Annotated in this window: 14 protein-coding genes; 6 read left to right on the top strand and 8 right to left on the bottom strand. The window is 62.1% G+C overall.

The genetic code is table 11. The features are described from left to right. Positions 1–88 precede the first annotated feature (88 nt). Positions 89–1477 carry an MFS transporter gene (locus tag GJ700_RS32920; protein ID WP_154382115.1) on the bottom strand — a complete coding sequence of 463 codons (1389 nt, stop codon included), beginning with the start codon at positions 1475–1477 and terminating at the stop codon, positions 89–91. A gap of 124 nt (positions 1478–1601) precedes the next feature. Here GJ700_RS32920 and GJ700_RS32915 point away from each other — a divergent pair, with 124 nt between their 5' ends. Genes GJ700_RS32915 through GJ700_RS32900 form a run of 4 tightly spaced genes read left to right on the top strand, consistent with a single transcriptional unit; the run spans position 1602 to position 5146 of the window. Further along, positions 1602–2477, top strand: a complete 876-nt coding sequence (locus GJ700_RS32915; RefSeq protein ID WP_154382114.1) for a LysR family transcriptional regulator — start codon at positions 1602–1604, stop codon at positions 2475–2477. A gap of 23 nt (positions 2478–2500) precedes the next feature. Next, entirely contained in the window at positions 2501–3478 is a 978-nt protein-coding gene (locus tag GJ700_RS32910) for an MlaE family ABC transporter permease (protein ID WP_229507385.1), read from the top strand. 16 nt (positions 3479–3494) lie between these two features. Next, positions 3495–4439 carry an MlaD family protein gene (locus GJ700_RS32905; RefSeq protein WP_154382112.1) on the top strand — a complete coding sequence of 315 codons (945 nt, stop codon included), beginning with the start codon at positions 3495–3497 and terminating at the stop codon, positions 4437–4439. Further along, the gene (locus GJ700_RS32900) at positions 4436–5146 is read left to right on the top strand and encodes a hypothetical protein (RefSeq protein ID WP_154382110.1); all 711 of its coding nucleotides are present in this window, start codon (positions 4436–4438) and stop codon (positions 5144–5146) included. The genes GJ700_RS32905 and GJ700_RS32900 overlap by 4 nt, the downstream gene beginning before the upstream one ends. A gap of 54 nt (positions 5147–5200) precedes the next feature. On the opposite strand, the gene GJ700_RS32895 is transcribed toward GJ700_RS32900, so the two are convergent. Continuing rightward, positions 5201–6466 (bottom strand): DEAD/DEAH box helicase, encoded by a 1266-nt coding sequence (locus GJ700_RS32895; protein WP_154382108.1) that lies wholly within the window; start codon positions 6464–6466, stop codon positions 5201–5203. Between the two features lie 110 nt (positions 6467–6576). Here GJ700_RS32895 and GJ700_RS32890 point away from each other — a divergent pair, with 110 nt between their 5' ends. Next, positions 6577–7542, top strand: coding sequence for a dipeptidase (locus tag GJ700_RS32890; protein WP_154382106.1), 966 nt, complete (start codon positions 6577–6579; stop codon positions 7540–7542). A gap of 135 nt (positions 7543–7677) precedes the next feature. On the opposite strand, the gene GJ700_RS32885 is transcribed toward GJ700_RS32890, so the two are convergent. The 3 genes from GJ700_RS32885 to GJ700_RS32875 all read right to left on the bottom strand — a co-directional run bounded on the left by GJ700_RS32885 (position 7678) and on the right by GJ700_RS32875 (position 9141). Then, positions 7678–8067, bottom strand: a complete 390-nt coding sequence (locus GJ700_RS32885) for a VOC family protein (RefSeq protein ID WP_154382104.1) — start codon at positions 8065–8067, stop codon at positions 7678–7680. A gap of 42 nt (positions 8068–8109) precedes the next feature. After that, on the bottom strand, positions 8110–8607 hold the full coding sequence (locus tag GJ700_RS32880) for a VOC family protein (RefSeq protein WP_154382102.1): 498 nt from the start codon (positions 8605–8607) through the stop codon (positions 8110–8112). A gap of 102 nt (positions 8608–8709) precedes the next feature. Continuing rightward, the gene (locus GJ700_RS32875; protein WP_154382100.1) at positions 8710–9141 is read right to left on the bottom strand and encodes a hypothetical protein; all 432 of its coding nucleotides are present in this window, start codon (positions 9139–9141) and stop codon (positions 8710–8712) included. Between the two features lie 82 nt (positions 9142–9223). Between GJ700_RS32875 and GJ700_RS32870 the strand changes: the two genes are divergently transcribed. Beyond that, positions 9224–9616 (top strand): MerR family transcriptional regulator, encoded by a 393-nt coding sequence (locus GJ700_RS32870; protein WP_154382098.1) that lies wholly within the window; start codon positions 9224–9226, stop codon positions 9614–9616. On the opposite strand, the gene GJ700_RS32865 is transcribed toward GJ700_RS32870, so the two are convergent. Genes GJ700_RS32865 through rdrA form a run of 3 tightly spaced genes read right to left on the bottom strand, consistent with a single transcriptional unit; the run spans position 9602 to position 15428 of the window. Continuing rightward, entirely contained in the window at positions 9602–10252 is a 651-nt protein-coding gene (locus tag GJ700_RS32865) for a hypothetical protein (protein WP_154382096.1), read from the bottom strand. The two genes, GJ700_RS32870 and GJ700_RS32865, sit on opposite strands and share 15 nt — an antisense overlap. Continuing rightward, entirely contained in the window at positions 10242–12806 is a 2565-nt protein-coding gene (rdrB, locus tag GJ700_RS32860; protein ID WP_154382094.1) for an antiviral RADAR system adenosine deaminase RdrB, read from the bottom strand. The genes GJ700_RS32865 and rdrB overlap by 11 nt, the downstream gene beginning before the upstream one ends. Before the next feature lie 3 nt (positions 12807–12809). Beyond that, positions 12810–15428 carry an antiviral RADAR system adenosine triphosphatase RdrA gene (rdrA, locus tag GJ700_RS32855; protein ID WP_154382091.1) on the bottom strand — a complete coding sequence of 873 codons (2619 nt, stop codon included), beginning with the start codon at positions 15426–15428 and terminating at the stop codon, positions 12810–12812. Positions 15429–15512: the final 84 nt, after the last annotated feature.

The raw sequence follows: 15512 nt of genomic DNA, 5'->3' as shown, positions 1-15512 counted from the left end.
TTGCAAAATAGTAATGTTTCCAATTTACATTACCAGCGCTGGCCGTGCCAGTACCAACTTCACCAATTGCCGTTACGATTTTTAGCAACTACACATGCACGTGCCGGTACACCAGCCGCCACGCCAGCGCGAACGCCAGCGCCACGGCCAGGAACCCCGCCGGCAACCGCGCATCCCAGGCCGGCAGCGCATGCAGCAGCGAACCCATCAGCGCCACGCCGACCAGCGCACCGATTTGCCGGTTTGCATTCAACGCGGCCGCCGCACTGTTCGCATGGGCTTTACCGGCCACCTGCAGCGCGCTTGCCGTCATGGCGGGGATCGCAACGCCGACGCCGAGGTTCATCACCACAATCACCGCCAGCAGCACGCCGAACGGTACATCCGGCACGGTCCACGCCAGCGCCAGCAAGACCAGCCCCATGGCCGCGCCCACCGACAAGCCGCCCAGCAACGGTTTGCGCATGCCGACCCGTGAGGTGATGCGGCCGGACGAAAAATTACCGGCAATAAAAGCGGCCATCATGGGCAACAGCGACAAGCCCGTCCCCAGCGCACCGGCGCCCCGCTGCTGCAAATACAGGCTGAGCAGAAATAGCTGCCCAAACACGCCCAGGTTGATGAAAAAACCCGTGCCATTGACAGCGGCGAATGCCGGTGTGGCAAACAGGGCGCGCGGCAACAGGGGGTGGGCGGCGCGCCGTTCGCGCCACGCCAGCGTGCCCGCCACGGCCAGGGTGGCGGCCAGCGCGCCCAGCACCGGCGCCGACAGCCAGCCCAGCACGGGGCCTTCGATCAGCACAAAACTCAAGCCCGCCAACGCCAGCATGCCCAGCAGATGGCTGGCCAGCGGCAACGGCCGCGGCTGCGGCGGCACGGGGCGGATCAGGCGCAGCGCCAGCACGATACCCAGCAAGCCGATCGGCACATTGACCCAGAACACGCTGCGCCAGCCAAACGCATGCACCAGGATGCCTCCCGCCAGCGGCCCGGCGGCCGACGCCGTGGCCACCATGGCGGACCAGGTTCCCACCATGCGGGCGCGCACCTTGTCGTCGTCAAACGTGTGCGTCAGCAAGCTCAGCGAACTGGGCAGGAACACGGCGGCGCCCGCCCCTTGCAGCAACCGGGCCGCCGTCAGGCTGACGCCATCGGGCGCCAGCGCGCACAGCACGGAACCCAGCAGGAAGATACCCAGCCCGGCCAGGTAGGCATTGCGGGCGCCAAAGCGGTCGCCCAACGCGCCGCCGGCCAGCAGCAGCGCGGCAAAGGTCAACGTGTAGCCATCGACCACCCACACCAGGCCGGACAGCGGGACGCGCAAATCCGTCGCGATGTCGGACAGCGCCGTGTTGACGGCGGTGACGTCGATCATGGCCATGACAAAGCCCGCAGCCAGGGTCAGCAGGGTCAGCGCCCCGGCCCGCTGGGGCGCCACCGCGCTGATGGCCTGTAGTTCTTGCCGGTCGTTCAGCATGATTCATCCTTTCCGTTCAATCGCCATGCCCGCATGCTAGGCCGCTTGAATGATGCAGTAAAGACGCATATGATCAGCACTCTGATGCAAATTTGCATCGCCAGCAAACACATACACACCATCCATGGATTGGGATAACGCCCGCATCTTTCTTGCCATTTACCGCGCCGGGACACTGCGCGGGGCCGCCGCCACGCTGGACATCGACCAGGCCACCGTGGGCCGGCGCCTGGCCGCGATGGAAAAAGCGCTGAATGCGCGCCTGTTCCTGCGCACGCCGGGCGGCTACGTGGCCACGCCGGCCGGGGATCTGGCCGTAGGCGCGGCGGAACAGATGGAAGCGGCCGCCAACCGCCTGCAGCGGGAAATGCAGGGCATCGACAACCGCCTGTCCGGCACGATACGGGTCGCCACGTCCGACACCATGGCGGCCCACTTCGTCATCGACGCCATGCAGCGGCTGCACGAGCAGCATCCGGAGATCCGCATCGTGCTGAGCGCGTCGACGCAGCTATCGAGCCTGACGCGGCGCGAAGCCGATCTCGCCATCCGCACCGTGCGCCCCACCGACCCGGACCTGGTGTCGCGCCACCTGGTGCGCCGCACCCTGGGGCTGTACGCGACGCGCGGCTATCTCGAACGCCATGGCATGCCAACGCCGGGCAATGCGCTGCAAGGCCACGACATCGTGATTTACCAGTCCAGCGTGGCGCCCCGCCATGGCGACAAGCTGTGCGGCGAGCCGGTCGCCAACGCGCGGGTGGCGATGGAAGTCAACACGGGGCTGATGCTGCACGAAGCCGTCAAGGCGGGACTGGGCATCGGCGAACTGGCCACGCACATGGCGGACCAGATGCCGGAACTGGTGCGCATCTGGCCGGAACGGGAACAGCATTATGACGTCTACCTTGTCATGCACACGGACTTGAACCGCACGGCGAGGGTGCGGGCGGCGGCGGACGCCATCCTTGAATCGTTCGTATCGTTCTCCGGCCGGTGAAGCCCGGTGCTAACATTGCCCGTATGACTACGCCGACCTCCCCCCTCCCCTTTGCCGCGCCGCTGCGCGAAATGCAGCGGTGGGCGCTGGACTGGCTGGTCAGCTGGTGGCAGTTGCTGCATTTCACGGTGCTGGTGGCGACATTGGCCTTTGCCCCATCGAGCTACAACCGCCGCGCCCGCCCCGTGCTGGCGCGCGAAATCGTGCTGGGCACCGCGCCCCACTTGCTGTGGTTTTCGCTGATGACGACGTTTATCAGCCTGGTCATCATCCGCATCGTGGTGGTGACGTCCGCCAGTTACGGCTTGTCGCGCTATGCGCTGGAAATGGTGGTGCGGGTGCTGGTGCTGGAACTGATCCCGCTGACGGTGGCCCTGTTCGTCGCCTTGCGCAATACGCTGCCGGCCGGCGTGGCGTTCGCACAGCAACTGGCGGAGACCCGCAACAAGAGCGGCGGCTTCCAGGTCGCGCACAGTGCACGCCTGCCGGCGGATGTGCGGCAATCCGCCCCGGTACCGGACGGGCAGCCGGCGGCAGGCGATGCCCCCACGCTGGGCGAAGCCGCCGAAGAAGCGGCAGCCGCGGCGCCGGCCAGGCTCGCGCAAGCGGCGGGCCGTGACGCCGAACTGCGCGGCATCAGCGGCCTGCAGCGCGAATTCTTTCCCCGCGCAATGGCCGGCATGTTTGCCGTGTGGCTGCTGGGCGCCGTCAGCTGCGTGCTGACCTTGGTACTGGCTTACCTGTCGATCTATGGGTTCACGCCGTACGCGCTGCAGGGCTACACGCGCGTGGTGGGGCAGATTTTCAATCCCGCCATGTCGATGATCCTGGTGCTGAAAATCGTGTTTTTCAGCTTCGCGGTCGGCATGATACCGCTGGCGTCCGCGTACTTCGGCGCCAGCGCGCGCCTGCGCCACGTGCACGGCCTGTCCGACATGGTGCGCATGTTTTCCGTGCTGCTGCTGATCGAAGCGGCTTCGCTGATGGGCAATTACTACTGAATTGATCGAGGACCTCATGGAAGAACCCGCAGTCCCCCCGTCGCTGCGCAATGCCGAATTGAAAGCGGCGCTGCTGCTCGGCTTGATGCTGGTGCTGGTGGCCGGGCTGGCCGTGTACCTGCTGTACGCGCGCGGCGCGTTCGACGCCACGCAGCGTCTGGTGCTGACGGCCGACGATTCGGACGGCGTCGGCATCGGCATGGACATGACGTTTGCCGGCTTTCCCATCGGCCGTGTGCAGCGCATCGAGCTGGGACAGGATGGCAAGGCCCGCGTCCTGGTCGACGTGACGCAAAAGGATGCGCACTGGCTGCGCACGTCGAGCGTTTTCACCCTGGAACGGGGACTGGTGGGCGGCGCCAAGCTGCGCGCTTATTCCGGCATCCCGGCCGACCCGCCGCTGCCTGACGGCGCCACGCGCGATTTGCTGGTCGGCGACATGGCGGGCCAGGTGCCGCAATTGCTGACGGCGGCGCGCGACTTGCTGGCGAATTTGAACAACCTGACGGCCACGGATTCCGCGCTGGACATGACGTTGCGTAACGTACAGGGCGTGACGGGCCGGTTGAATGGACCCGGCGGCGCCATGGGGCTGATCGCGGGCGAAGATGAGAAGGCGCAGCAATTGCTGCGCAACGCCAATGCGCTGATCCTCAAGGCGGACAGCCTGGTCGGCAACGCGGACAAGCAAGTGTTCGGCAAGCGGGGCGTCATGACCGATACGCAGGCGGCCGTGGTGGAACTCAAAGGCTTGCTGGTCGATGCGCGCGCCAGCTTGAAAAAAATGGATGCCGTGCTGGCCGAAGCGCAGGCCGTGGGCGCCAACGCCCGCGTCGCCACGCAAGACCTGGGCGCGCTGCGCGCCGACGTCGACAGCAACTTGCGGCGCATCGAGCAGTTGATCAATGAGATCAACCGCAAGTGGCCGTTCAAACGCGATGCGGAGATCAAGCTGCCATGACGACCCTGCCCCGTAGCCTGATTGCTCCCGCCGTGGCGCTTACCCTGTCCGCCTGCAGCAGCGGGCCGCCGGTGCCGGACTGGAAATTGAATGCGCACAGCGCGCAGGAGCGCGCCACCAGCGCTTACCTGTCCGGCAAGGACCGCATGGCGCAATCGGAACTGGCGCGGGCGCGGCAGGAAGTGGGCGGCACGGGCAAGGTATCGCTGGCGATCCGCATCGAACTGGCGCAGTGCGCGGCGCAGGTGGCCGCGCTGGTGCTGGACGATTGCGCCGGGTTTGAACGGTGGCGCATCGATGCGTCGCCGGCGGACCTGGCTTACCTGCATTACCTGGCCGGCCAGCGGGCGGATGCGGCGCTGCTGCCGGAACAGCACCGCGCCGTGGCGGGCGCGCTGGCTACCGGCAACGACGCGGCCGCGTCGGCGGCGGTGACGGCCATCGCCGATCCGCTGTCACGGCTGGTCGCCGCGGGCGCCGTGCTGCGCGCGGGGCACGCGGCGCCTTCCGTGCTGACGGTCGCGGTGGAGACCGCGTCCGACCAGGGCTGGCGCCGGGCTTTGCTGGCGTGGTTGCAAACGCAGGCGCTACGGGCGGAGAAAGCGGGAGATAGGCTGGCTGCGGAACAGGTTCGGCGGCGCATGGCGCTGGTAACGGAGAGTGGCGCAGGCCATACCGGTAGTCCAGCCAATACGCCAAACCCGTAGGGTGGATTCCGCTTGCGGAAGCCACCAGGCGTTGTGGTAATGCATGCGATGGATTTAACGTCCCGTTTCAGCAGCAGCCGCTGCCGCCGCTTCCCGCAACTTGTCCTTCTTGCTCTTGCGCTTGCCCTTGATGCCGCCGTTGACGGTATCGGTCGCCGCATGCACCGCGGGCGCCGCCGTCTGCACCGGTTCGAATCCCGCCACCTGCTCGCGCGGCACGCGCACTTTCTGCCGGCTCTCGATCAGGCTGAAATGCGCTTCCGTTGCAGCGCTGACGAAGCTGACCGCCAGCCCGCTGGCGCCGGCGCGGCCGGTGCGGCCGATGCGGTGCGTGTAATCGGCCGGCGAGCGGGGCAAGTCGAAATTCACCACGGCCGGCAATTGCGCGATATCGATGCCGCGCGCCGCCACGTCGGTCGCCACCAGCACGCGGATGTGCGACACCTTGAAGTCCGCCAGCATGGCCGTGCGGGCGCCCTGGCTCTGGTCGGCGTGAAACGCTTCCGCGTGGATGCCGTTGCGGCGCAGCTTGTCGGCCACATGGTCGGCGGCGTACTTGGTGGCGACGAACACCATCACCCGCTCCCACCCTTCTTCGCGGATCAGGTGGCGCAGCAGTTGCAGGCGGCGCGCCTCATCGACCAGGATGGCGCGCTGCACGATATCCGGCCGGGTTTCCGGCGTGGACGCCACTTCCGCGCGCACCGGGTTGCGCAACATGCCTTGCGCCAGCGCCTGCACGGCGGGCGGGAACGTGGCGGAAAAGAACAGGCTCTGGCGCGCTGCCGGCAACAACGCCAGGATGCGGTTGACTTCCGCCGTGAAGCCCATGTCCAGCAAGCGGTCCGCCTCATCCAGCACCAAGGTGGCGACCTTGTCCAGTTTCAGCGCATTGTGTTCGACCAGGTCCAGCAAGCGGCCCGGCGTGGCCACCACGATGTCCGCGCCGCCCCGCAGCGCCATCATTTGCGGGTTGATCGAGACGCCGCCGAACGCCGTCACGACTTTCACCGCCACCGGCAAATGCTGCGCCAGCGTGCGGATGGTCTCGCCCACCTGCGCCGCCAGTTCGCGCGTAGGGGCCAGCACCAGGCCGTGCACGGCGCGTGTGCCGGACGCGCGGCGCGCCAGCAATGCCTGCAGCATGGGCAGCACGAATGCGGCGGTCTTGCCGGAGCCCGTTTGCGCGGCGCCCAGCACGTCGTCGCCCCGCAACGCAGCGGGAATGGCTGCGGCCTGGATGGCGGTCGGCTCGGTGTAGCCAACTTCGGCCAAGGCATTCAGTAACGGGGGCGCGAGGCCCAGCGTGGAAAAGGTCATGGAGTAATCCTGCTTGAAGAACCCGCCAGTATAAAGGAAGTCGGCAGGCGCTTGCCCTTCCGCCGGGATCTGTGGGAATATGGCCGTCCTTCCATTAAGGAATTGATAACATGATCCACTGGGACGCCCACGTCTGCCTGCCGCAGCACCCCGATGCATCGTTCGAGCCGGTGGCGCGGCTGCACGCGGCCGGTGTGCACTACACGTCGCTCAATGTGGGCGCCGACATGAATCCGCTGCCGCAAGTGATGTCCGTGATTGCCGGCTACCGCGCCACCATTGCCGCGCAGCCGGAACGCTATGTGCTGGCGTCCACGGTCGACGACGTGCAGCGCGCGGCGCGCGAGGGCAAGATGGCGCTGACGTTCGACCTGGAGGGTTCGATGCCGCTGCTGGACCGGCCGGACATGGTGGCGCTGTATGCGCAACTGGGCGTGCGGCAAATGCACTTCGTCTATAACCGCAACAACAGCGTGGCGGGCGGCTGCCATGACGAACCGCGCGGCCTGACGCCGCTGGGCAGGCGCATGGTGCAGGCCGTGAACGACGCGGGCATCATCATGGATTGTTCGCACACGGGACGCATGTCGTCGCTGGAAATCATGGACATCTCCAGCAAGCCGGTCGTATTCAGCCATGCCAATCCGTATGCGCTGACGCAGCACGGCCGCAATATCACCGATGAACAAATCCGCGCCTGTTCCGCCACGGGCGGCGTCGTCTGCATATCGGGGCTGTCGTGGTTCCTTGGCAGCGCGGCGCCATCGGCGGCCGACGTGGCGCGCCACGCCGCCTATGTGGCCGATGTGGCGGGTGTGGCGCACGTGGGCATCGGCACCGATATCTGCTTTTCACAAGCGGAGCTGGACGATACCCCGCCGGGCGAATTCGATCCGTCGTACTGGTGGCCCGCGTCGGCGGGCTACAGCCGCGAGCATCCGCCCACGTTCGTCGCACCGGACATGTGGCGCGAACTGGCCGCCGAACTGCGCAAGGTGGGCATGTCGGCGGACGAGGCTGCGCAAGTCATGGGCGGCAATATGCTGCGGGTGGCCACGCAGGCCTGGCACAGATAATCCCGTGCCCTTACCAGCCGTAGGGCGGCTTTTACAAAGCCGCCTGCATGCGTCAACGTGCCGCATGCGTGGCGGCTTCCGCTGTGCGGAAACCGCCCTACGGAACGGCGCCGCAGGTGACGTTCGGCGTGCGGCCTACATGCCGACGTCGCCGTAAGGCCCGGCCAGCACCACCACATACCCGTCCGGATCGCGAACCCAGATTTCCCGGTGCGACGCATTGGTGTTTTCCTTCGGCCCCTCCAGCACCTTGGCCGACAATGCCGTGATGCGCTCCACGGCATCGTCGAAATCATCGGTCCAGAACCACAGCAGCACGCCATTGCCATAGGGACGCGATTCCGGGTCGCCCAGGTTGACGTGGCCATGCGCATCCCAGCGGTGCAATTGCAGGATCATGCGCTCGCCGTGCATGATTTGTTCATACTCCCGGCCACCGTGGCCGCTGCGGGCAGCGAGCAAGGTTTGGTACCAGCGGCTGCTGGCGGGCACGTCTGACACTGCAATGAGGGGTTGCGCTTGCATGGCGGATCTCCTGGCAGGATGGGAAGAATAATGATACGCCGATCACCCGGCGTAGGCTCGCTGCAACGCCGCGATATCGAGCTTTTTCATTCCCATCATGGCCGCCATGGCGCGCTGGGACCGGGCCGACTGGGAATCCTTCAGCATTTCGATCATCACGCGCGGCACGATTTGCCACGACACGCCGAACTTATCCTTCAACCAGCCGCATTGCTGCGCCGCCGGATCGCCGCCCTCGCCCAATTTGGTCCAGTAACGGTCGACTTCCTGCTGGCTCTCGCACATGACCTGGAACGACACGGCTTCATTGAACTTGAAATGGGGGCCGCCATTCAGCGCCGTGAACGTCTGGCCATTGATTTCAAACTCCACCGTCAGCACGGAACCGGGTTCCTTGCCGTGCTGTTCCTTGCCCGCTTCCGTGTAATAACTGACCTGGTTGATGCGTCCACCGTCAAAAATACCGGTGTAATACTTTGCCGCTTCTTCCGCCTGCGTGTCGAACCACAGGCAGGGAACGATGTGTTGAACGTTGGCCATGGCATGTCCTTTCTGGTTGAGGTCGGGCGCCGCCGCCCGCATCCTTACCTCCACGACGGATGACGCGGCCAGGAATCGACAAACAGGTGATCGTGCGGGCAATCAGGCGGCAACGCGGTCCATCTTACCCCCGGCCGTTCCGGCGGCGCGCACGGGCAGCGCCTGCACGACACACCACGCGGCTTCCGGCACCAGGAACAGCCACAGCAGCGGCGCCCCCGTCTGCAACCAGGTCCAGCCCATCCACGTGGCAAACAGCAGGCGCGCCACCGCGTCGTAGCGACCATACAGCGGTTGCGGGTCGCGTATCCTTAACACCGACCACACCATGACGACGCTGCCCATCAGGCACGCCATCAATATGTGGAACGGTTCAAACGCGGGCAGCGGCGCGCCGCCCAGCCTGGCGTTAATCTCGGACAATAGTGCATGAGCGGCGGCAAAGGTCCACGGCGTGGCAAACGGCATGGTTACAACCAGATCGTAAATGGCGCTGGCACGGACGATACGGCGGAATGTCAGGTGGTCGGGCATGGGAGGCTCCTTGTTTCATCAGTGACCCATGCTAAACCTTGGAGTAAACTCCATGGTCAAGCATTATTTGGAAGGACACGCCATGCAAATCGGAGCCATCGCCGCCGCCACCGGCCTCAGCCGCGACACGTTGCGCTTTTACGAAAAACGGGGACTGTTGACGGCCCGCCGCAGCGGCAACGGTTACCGCGACTACCCGCCCGAAGCCGTGGACTGGCTGCGCTACATCCGCACGGCGCAGCAACTGGGTTTCACGCTGAAGGAAATCGAAGCGGATTTGCCGCTGCTGGCGGCGCCGGACACGTCGGCGGAACGGCTGCGCGAAGCGCTGCGGGCGAAAGTGGAGGAAGTCGACCGCCGCATGGCGGGGCTGGCGGCGCTGCGGGTGGAATTGGTCCGGCGACTGGGCGAGGACATGGCGGCTTGCCCGCTGCGGGGCGCTGACGCATGGACGGCAAAGTCAGCCGCCCTGTAATTTGGCACTGGCCTGGTCGAGTACGAAAAATGTGTCGCCGACCAGGTCGCGGTGCACATCCACACAATACGCTTCGTGCAGCTTATCAAAAGCCTTGGCCTTGTCCGCCCCTGCTGGCAGGTACTTCAAGGCTGCCAGTCGTTCCAGATAAAAATTCTTGCGGGCCCAGGCACGGGTATAGCCGAACGTCCGGTTGGTCAGCAAACCAGCGGCCAGCAACAGCATGCCGTGATACGCACGCACGAGTATTGTCGAGGTGCTTGCCGACAGCAGACAAAGCACAGGCGACACGGTAACCAGCAACAACACCGTATTCACCAGCAGCTTCATTTTCCAGGTTTGCTTCGTCCAGCCCGCGCAAAACCCAAGCACGACAGCCGCGATAAGCGATTGGGTCCATGGCGACAGTACCAGCGTGGACAGGTTCATGCCGATATGCGGGTTCAGCGTACCACTCTCCAGCGCAACCGAATCGACTTTCCAATACTGCTGGATCAGCAGCATCGGTAAATACAGGACGACATACAGCGCGCCGAGTATGGTGACGCGCCGCGCAACGTACGACAGCCAGCGATAAGCACTGTGCTTCCTGTTCAGTTCCTGTTCCATCGTGTCGATACGCGCATCAAGCGTCATGACGATTGTTCCTTTCAAATACCGGTAAATGGTTTCGATAAAATTCGTCCAGTCCAAACTGGCGCAGACGCTCCAGCCATGCATCAACGCAGGTGCGCGAGTAACCCAGGTCAATGGCCGCCTCACCCAGTAGCGCGTATTCAGTCCGCAGCGTGGTCGGGATAATCCCTGGATCGTCGGTATTAACCAGCACCTTGATCGGTCCTCGGCGCAGGCCGAAACGGTTCCAGCGCTCCCCCGGTTTGAGGCAATGCTCTTCCGGCGGATACCAGCGGAAGATCGGGTGTTCGCTGTGCTTGTCGAGTCGGCCGATGTAGACGTTGGAGCTGGGGTTGGCTTCGATGATCAGGCCCATGCGGTCGTATTTGTCGAGCAGGTAGTCTTGCAGGGCGGACATGAATTCCAGGTCCTGGGTGGTTTCGTGGTCTTGCAAGTACGAGTTCCCCGCTTCATCGATACGGCCACCGACATCGCCACGCCCAACTCCAGGCTGACCAACCAGAACATACTTGACGCGCTGCATGCCCTCAGCGTTGCCTGCTTGCAAGTCTTCGTGGCGTCGCAAATACAGACTAGCGGCACCGCCGGCGTCCTGTTTCGATATGAGATAGGCATAATCCGGTACGGCACTAGCCAGCTTGGAATCATGCAATGGAACTAAACGGTTTTCCTTGAATTGCCAATAGCAATTGCGACGCAGTTCCCAAGCACGATGACGCATTTCCGGAGACGCGACATCGGCAGCAAAACGGGCGATGCGCCGCTCGAGGCGCGGCACCGCCTGTGCCGCCAGTGGCAAAACATTGCTCAACTCCGTCGCGTAGTGCCAAGCCCACACCAGGTTATCCAAATGCTCTTCCACCGGCAGGAGCATATCGCCTTGGCGCGTTACCCACACCTGCGGGTCTATTCCCAACGCCAGGCCATGGCCCAACCGGTCGCCCGCCCGCAGTTCGCAAAAGCGCGCAGTTTCATCCATATGCCGCATGCCGGACAAAGGATGCGCATAGTCTTCACCGGCATGAATACTGATATGAAAGCCGGACGCGCCGCGCTCATCAAATGGCCGGGTCAGCAATCCTCTCCGTAACCAGCGCAGCACGGGCGCATACACTTCGGTACGAACTGCGTTTTCATCGCCCGCCACATCCAAGGCACGCAGCCAGCGTCCTGGCTGGAAGGTGTAATCAATATTCAAGTGGCCATCAAGGAATTCGCTTAAATTCCAGCCCGTCTGACTGCACAGCGCGGCAATCAGCTGGTCCGCCTGCCGCCACAAACTGGCGCGGTCCCGGATCAACGCGGGTCGGCGCAGAAAATGCGCGCAAAAATGCCAGCGCTCCAATTGCGCGATATAGGCGCACACAGCGACGTCCGGCAATACTTTGCCGTACGCGGCAGGTGTCACTCCAGCATGCTGCGCCACGGCCTGCGCAAATTGCGCCAGCAGTTGCGGCGTGAACTTTTCCGGTGCGAGCTTGATTTCCGCCAAGTCATGCGATCCAACAAACAGCCTACGCACGGTATCGGTCATCCACGGCAAGCCCGGTATATGTGTGCGCAATGGCTGTTTGTAATAACGTTCGGTGAAGCGGCTCAGGCCCTGTCCAGTCATGATGACCCTGCTCCGCACCTGCATCAGAGAGGCCAATAGATAAAAGATCAGGACCCGTTCATATTCATCCGTCTTTTTATCCTGGAAAACATACCAGAGCCACAAGACGAACCACAACCATCCTTTGCCCACATCACCCAGCTCCATCGCATGGGCAAGGCGGAAACGCAACCAGTCCCGGCTAATCGCATCGGAATCGCAGGACATTGCGACTAGCGTTGCCCAGTCCCCCGGATGGTCCGCATATTCCATCTCGGACGCCGATAAAATTGCGTAGCAACGCTGCTGCAAATCCCGCGTCGAAGGCACCGCGTCGAGCAAGGTCGCGGCTAGTTTGCGTAACGGATTGAACACCGCCAGCTCATCGGGTTCCAGCAACTGCTCGGTCAGTTTGCCCATCAAAACTAGGCCATCGAAATAAACGCCGCCGAGATGCACATGCCCCTCCGCGTAATGCTTGTTGCCAGCAGGTGGCGGCGTAAAGAATGGCAACTGGCAGCCAACCATGCGCTCCACATCATGTGGCGACAAGCTGTCATCTGCGTGCAAACGGCGTGCCAGATGCCAAGCCGCCAGCAACGTGGGGTCGATGCCAGCCATGAGACGGGCATAGGCTTGTACCCGCTCGTAACGGTATTGCAGAAAATCGCCGTTCCGTTCCATGACCTGGCCGAACAGTTCATCCATCATCGGCAGCAATCCACTGGTGAATTGCGCATCTGGCCACAGAACGGTGAAGGCGTAGTCGAGATCATTCAAACGGAAGCGGTAGCGGTGGTCTTCGTCCAACTCTACCGCGAGCGCCTTGCGGCATGCAGCGACCAACTCTCTACCCGGCCCATGCCAGGGATCGCGTAAATAGCCTGCCAATACGGATGCAAGCTTCCTGCTACGGAAACTGGTCTCAACGGCAAGCTCAGTCAGGGAACGCTGCAACATGGATTACCGGCTATCCGCTGGCTTATCGGTGAAAGCCAGATTGAATTGCTCACGCAAATCCCTCCTGCCATACGAAGCTTCATACTCCTGCAATAAGTTCTCCGCCGCCGCCCGTCCCATCCTGCGCAAGCGCTTGTGCGTGGCAGACGTGACGCGGGATGAACCCAGTTTACTTTTCAGCCAGGCGCCACGGCCAGCCTGAGTCATGGCGCTCTCATCTCCCTTATCGGCCGGAGCCCATTCGATATCGTGCGGACTTGGCAAGTCATCAGTCCAGCGCTTGAGCGGATGAAACGCCATCAAGTACGTAATGGCCCCGACTGCTCTGCCAAATTCCGATGCCCCAGTTGTTTCGCCGTAAAACGGTGTGATGTTTTGGCGGAATAATTCGCTACGGGTGAAGTCCTTGCCATCACCGATATTGACATTGGCGACAATGGCAGGCAATCCGTACACAGGACCTTTTTCGAAACTACCAAATGCAGCCCAAATACAATTGAATGCTTTTCGGACAACCCAAGCCGCTTCATAGAATGGATTCCGATCCTTCACAAACCCATAAGGATTAAAATACTCGGCCTGATTAAACACCTTATTCATGACGTTATAGACCAACCACGGCGACAGTCTCAGATCGCGGACTTTGTATTGACTGCGCCACTGGGCAATCTCCAATGCCAGCATGTCTGCGTACGCAGGCACTGCGTCACGCGAACTATCTTCATCTTCATTTTCTCCCGGTTCCTCGCCAGTTCCCGTATCGACCAATGTAATCGGCTTGGTACTGGCCAATTGACCAAGTGAATAAAACGGCGCCCGCCCCAGCATGTCCTCAATGTCCCGCCCGGTGACGTCACGCTGCAGACTCGTGATGACCAGCTCAAAAACCCTGCCGATGCAAATCAGCGCCGACAGCTTATTAGTACTGTAAAAATTCCGATGCACGGCAAGGTCGAAAAGCAAACGCCAATTCCCGTTAAATCCTCTCGATTCAATTTCTAAGGCAGTCTGAATATCCCTTTCGGACAGACTTGCGCCTACTTCTGCCAGTGGATAAGGCAATATCGTTGCGTCAGGCAACTCCGCCAGCCAACTTTTTTGCGCCACGTCGCCAAGCCGTACAGCCCAGTCTTGTATAGAATGCCCCTTCGAAAAGTGCGCAAATGCCCTTTCCGCATGCCGCAATGGCTGGAACAGCGGCGTATCGAATATATTTTTCCCCCCTTGCTGTGGCGAGCGCCACTGACGCTCCGCTTCCAACACCAGGAATGCGATTCCGGCTTGGGGATCGTGGCGGAAGTGCTCGCACAGGGCACTGCCCCAACTTCTCCAATCGTAGCGCTCAAAAGCTTCGGCAAGGCCGGGGTCTCCCTGCCAATCTTTGAACCGGCTGTAATCATTTTCCCGCCGCTGTGGCACGGAACCCGCCCCGGGACTGTCAGAAATGTCATACCCCCGTGCAAAGCGCCCGATAGCTTCATAGGATACCTTGGGCATCAACATGTAGTGCCGCAAAGCGGCCGGCGCCAGCCGGTATGCATTCACAAGGCTTCGCAATATAGGGATCAGCGACTGCGTTCTATTAACCACCTGTGACAATGCGCGCACAGTCGGAATTGGCACCGACAAGCGGCTATTTTCCAATCCATTAGTACGGTCATTGAGTAACGTCTCCAGCCACTGGTGGAATACAGGCAGCGTCATTGCGTCGCCTTCCGCCCCCTCTCCCAGCACCACCTCGTTCATCTCCAGGTAATGACTCACCTCCGGCATACGTAACCGGTACTGCAACGGCAAAATTTTGCGCAGGTACTCGTCCGCCAAGCCGTCGGCATCCTGTTGTGCTTGCGCAGCCCGCCATTTACTGTCTTTCAGCATGCGGCCATGAAAATCGCGCCAGCTCACCTCTTGGTAAAGATGAATATCGCCACTGATAATCGGCAGTACAAAAGGCGAAGTCAGGTAACGCCGCACCACTTCCAGATTCTCAAAAGCCCGGTTAATCGACGTATCGACGTCGTCGATCGGCAAGATCAGCAGTTTACGCTTCAGCACCCGGAGTACTTCGGCAAAGAATTTGTGGACCTCTTCGATAATTTCCTGGTTCCCAATAAAGGCACGGATCTTGTCCAGCCCTTTCTTTTCTCCCTGCGTGTGGCGGCTTTCCAGTGCATGGCCCAAGGTTTGCAATTGCTTGTGCAGTCGGACACGGTCGTCGGAATTCGTCATCGCCCCCTTGACGGCCTTATCCGACATCACGGCGGCAATGACCACATTCAAGAACAGGTCGTCGTGCGCTTCCAGCAAAGTGGGGTCCACTGGATTGAGAATGTGCACATCACCCATCAATCCCTCGTGCCTATCCTTGAGATACTTGGGCAGATTCACCAATACCGAGCTTTTGCCCGTCCCCCTGGCTCCGTCCACCAGGATCGCATTGTGCTGCCGCCGGTCGACATAGGAGTCGCTGACCAGCGGCACCTCCGCCACGCGCTGCGTAATGAAAGTACCCAGGCTCTTGTACACATCGCGCGCCAACAAATTCTTGACATCCGGCTGCCATGCCCCGTCGGCTTGATTGAGGGGGAAAATCAGTGTGGTCGACTGGTTGATGGTGGTCATGGACGCGGCAGAAAAATAGGCAGGACATTAACTATCAACAAACTAGTTACATTTCCTGCATTGTTGTTATAAAGAAATACAGCG

Origin of the sequence: Pseudoduganella rivuli (genome assembly GCF_009674485.1) — a bacterium.
Classification (GTDB): Bacteria; Pseudomonadota; Gammaproteobacteria; order Burkholderiales; family Burkholderiaceae_D; genus Rugamonas; species Rugamonas rivuli_B.
The sequence above is the reverse complement of the archived record's forward strand: the minus strand, read 5'-3'. Positions and strand labels throughout refer to the sequence as shown.

Coding starts and splice junctions, on each gene's coding strand:
- GJ700_RS32920 (WP_154382115.1), bottom strand. CDS start 1,477: ATGCTGAACGACCGGCAAGAACTACAGGCCATCAGCGCGGTGGCGCCC.
- GJ700_RS32915 (WP_154382114.1), top strand. CDS start 1,602: ATGGATTGGGATAACGCCCGCATCTTTCTTGCCATTTACCGCGCCGGG.
- GJ700_RS32910 (WP_229507385.1), top strand. CDS start 2,501: ATGACTACGCCGACCTCCCCCCTCCCCTTTGCCGCGCCGCTGCGCGAA.
- GJ700_RS32905 (WP_154382112.1), top strand. CDS start 3,495: ATGGAAGAACCCGCAGTCCCCCCGTCGCTGCGCAATGCCGAATTGAAA.
- GJ700_RS32900 (WP_154382110.1), top strand. CDS start 4,436: ATGACGACCCTGCCCCGTAGCCTGATTGCTCCCGCCGTGGCGCTTACC.
- GJ700_RS32895 (WP_154382108.1), bottom strand. CDS start 6,466: ATGACCTTTTCCACGCTGGGCCTCGCGCCCCCGTTACTGAATGCCTTG.
- GJ700_RS32890 (WP_154382106.1), top strand. CDS start 6,577: ATGATCCACTGGGACGCCCACGTCTGCCTGCCGCAGCACCCCGATGCA.
- GJ700_RS32885 (WP_154382104.1), bottom strand. CDS start 8,067: ATGCAAGCGCAACCCCTCATTGCAGTGTCAGACGTGCCCGCCAGCAGC.
- GJ700_RS32880 (WP_154382102.1), bottom strand. CDS start 8,607: ATGGCCAACGTTCAACACATCGTTCCCTGCCTGTGGTTCGACACGCAG.
- GJ700_RS32875 (WP_154382100.1), bottom strand. CDS start 9,141: ATGCCCGACCACCTGACATTCCGCCGTATCGTCCGTGCCAGCGCCATT.
- GJ700_RS32870 (WP_154382098.1), top strand. CDS start 9,224: ATGCAAATCGGAGCCATCGCCGCCGCCACCGGCCTCAGCCGCGACACG.
- GJ700_RS32865 (WP_154382096.1), bottom strand. CDS start 10,252: ATGACGCTTGATGCGCGTATCGACACGATGGAACAGGAACTGAACAGG.
- rdrB (WP_154382094.1), bottom strand. CDS start 12,806: ATGTTGCAGCGTTCCCTGACTGAGCTTGCCGTTGAGACCAGTTTCCGT.
- rdrA (WP_154382091.1), bottom strand. CDS start 15,428: ATGACCACCATCAACCAGTCGACCACACTGATTTTCCCCCTCAATCAA.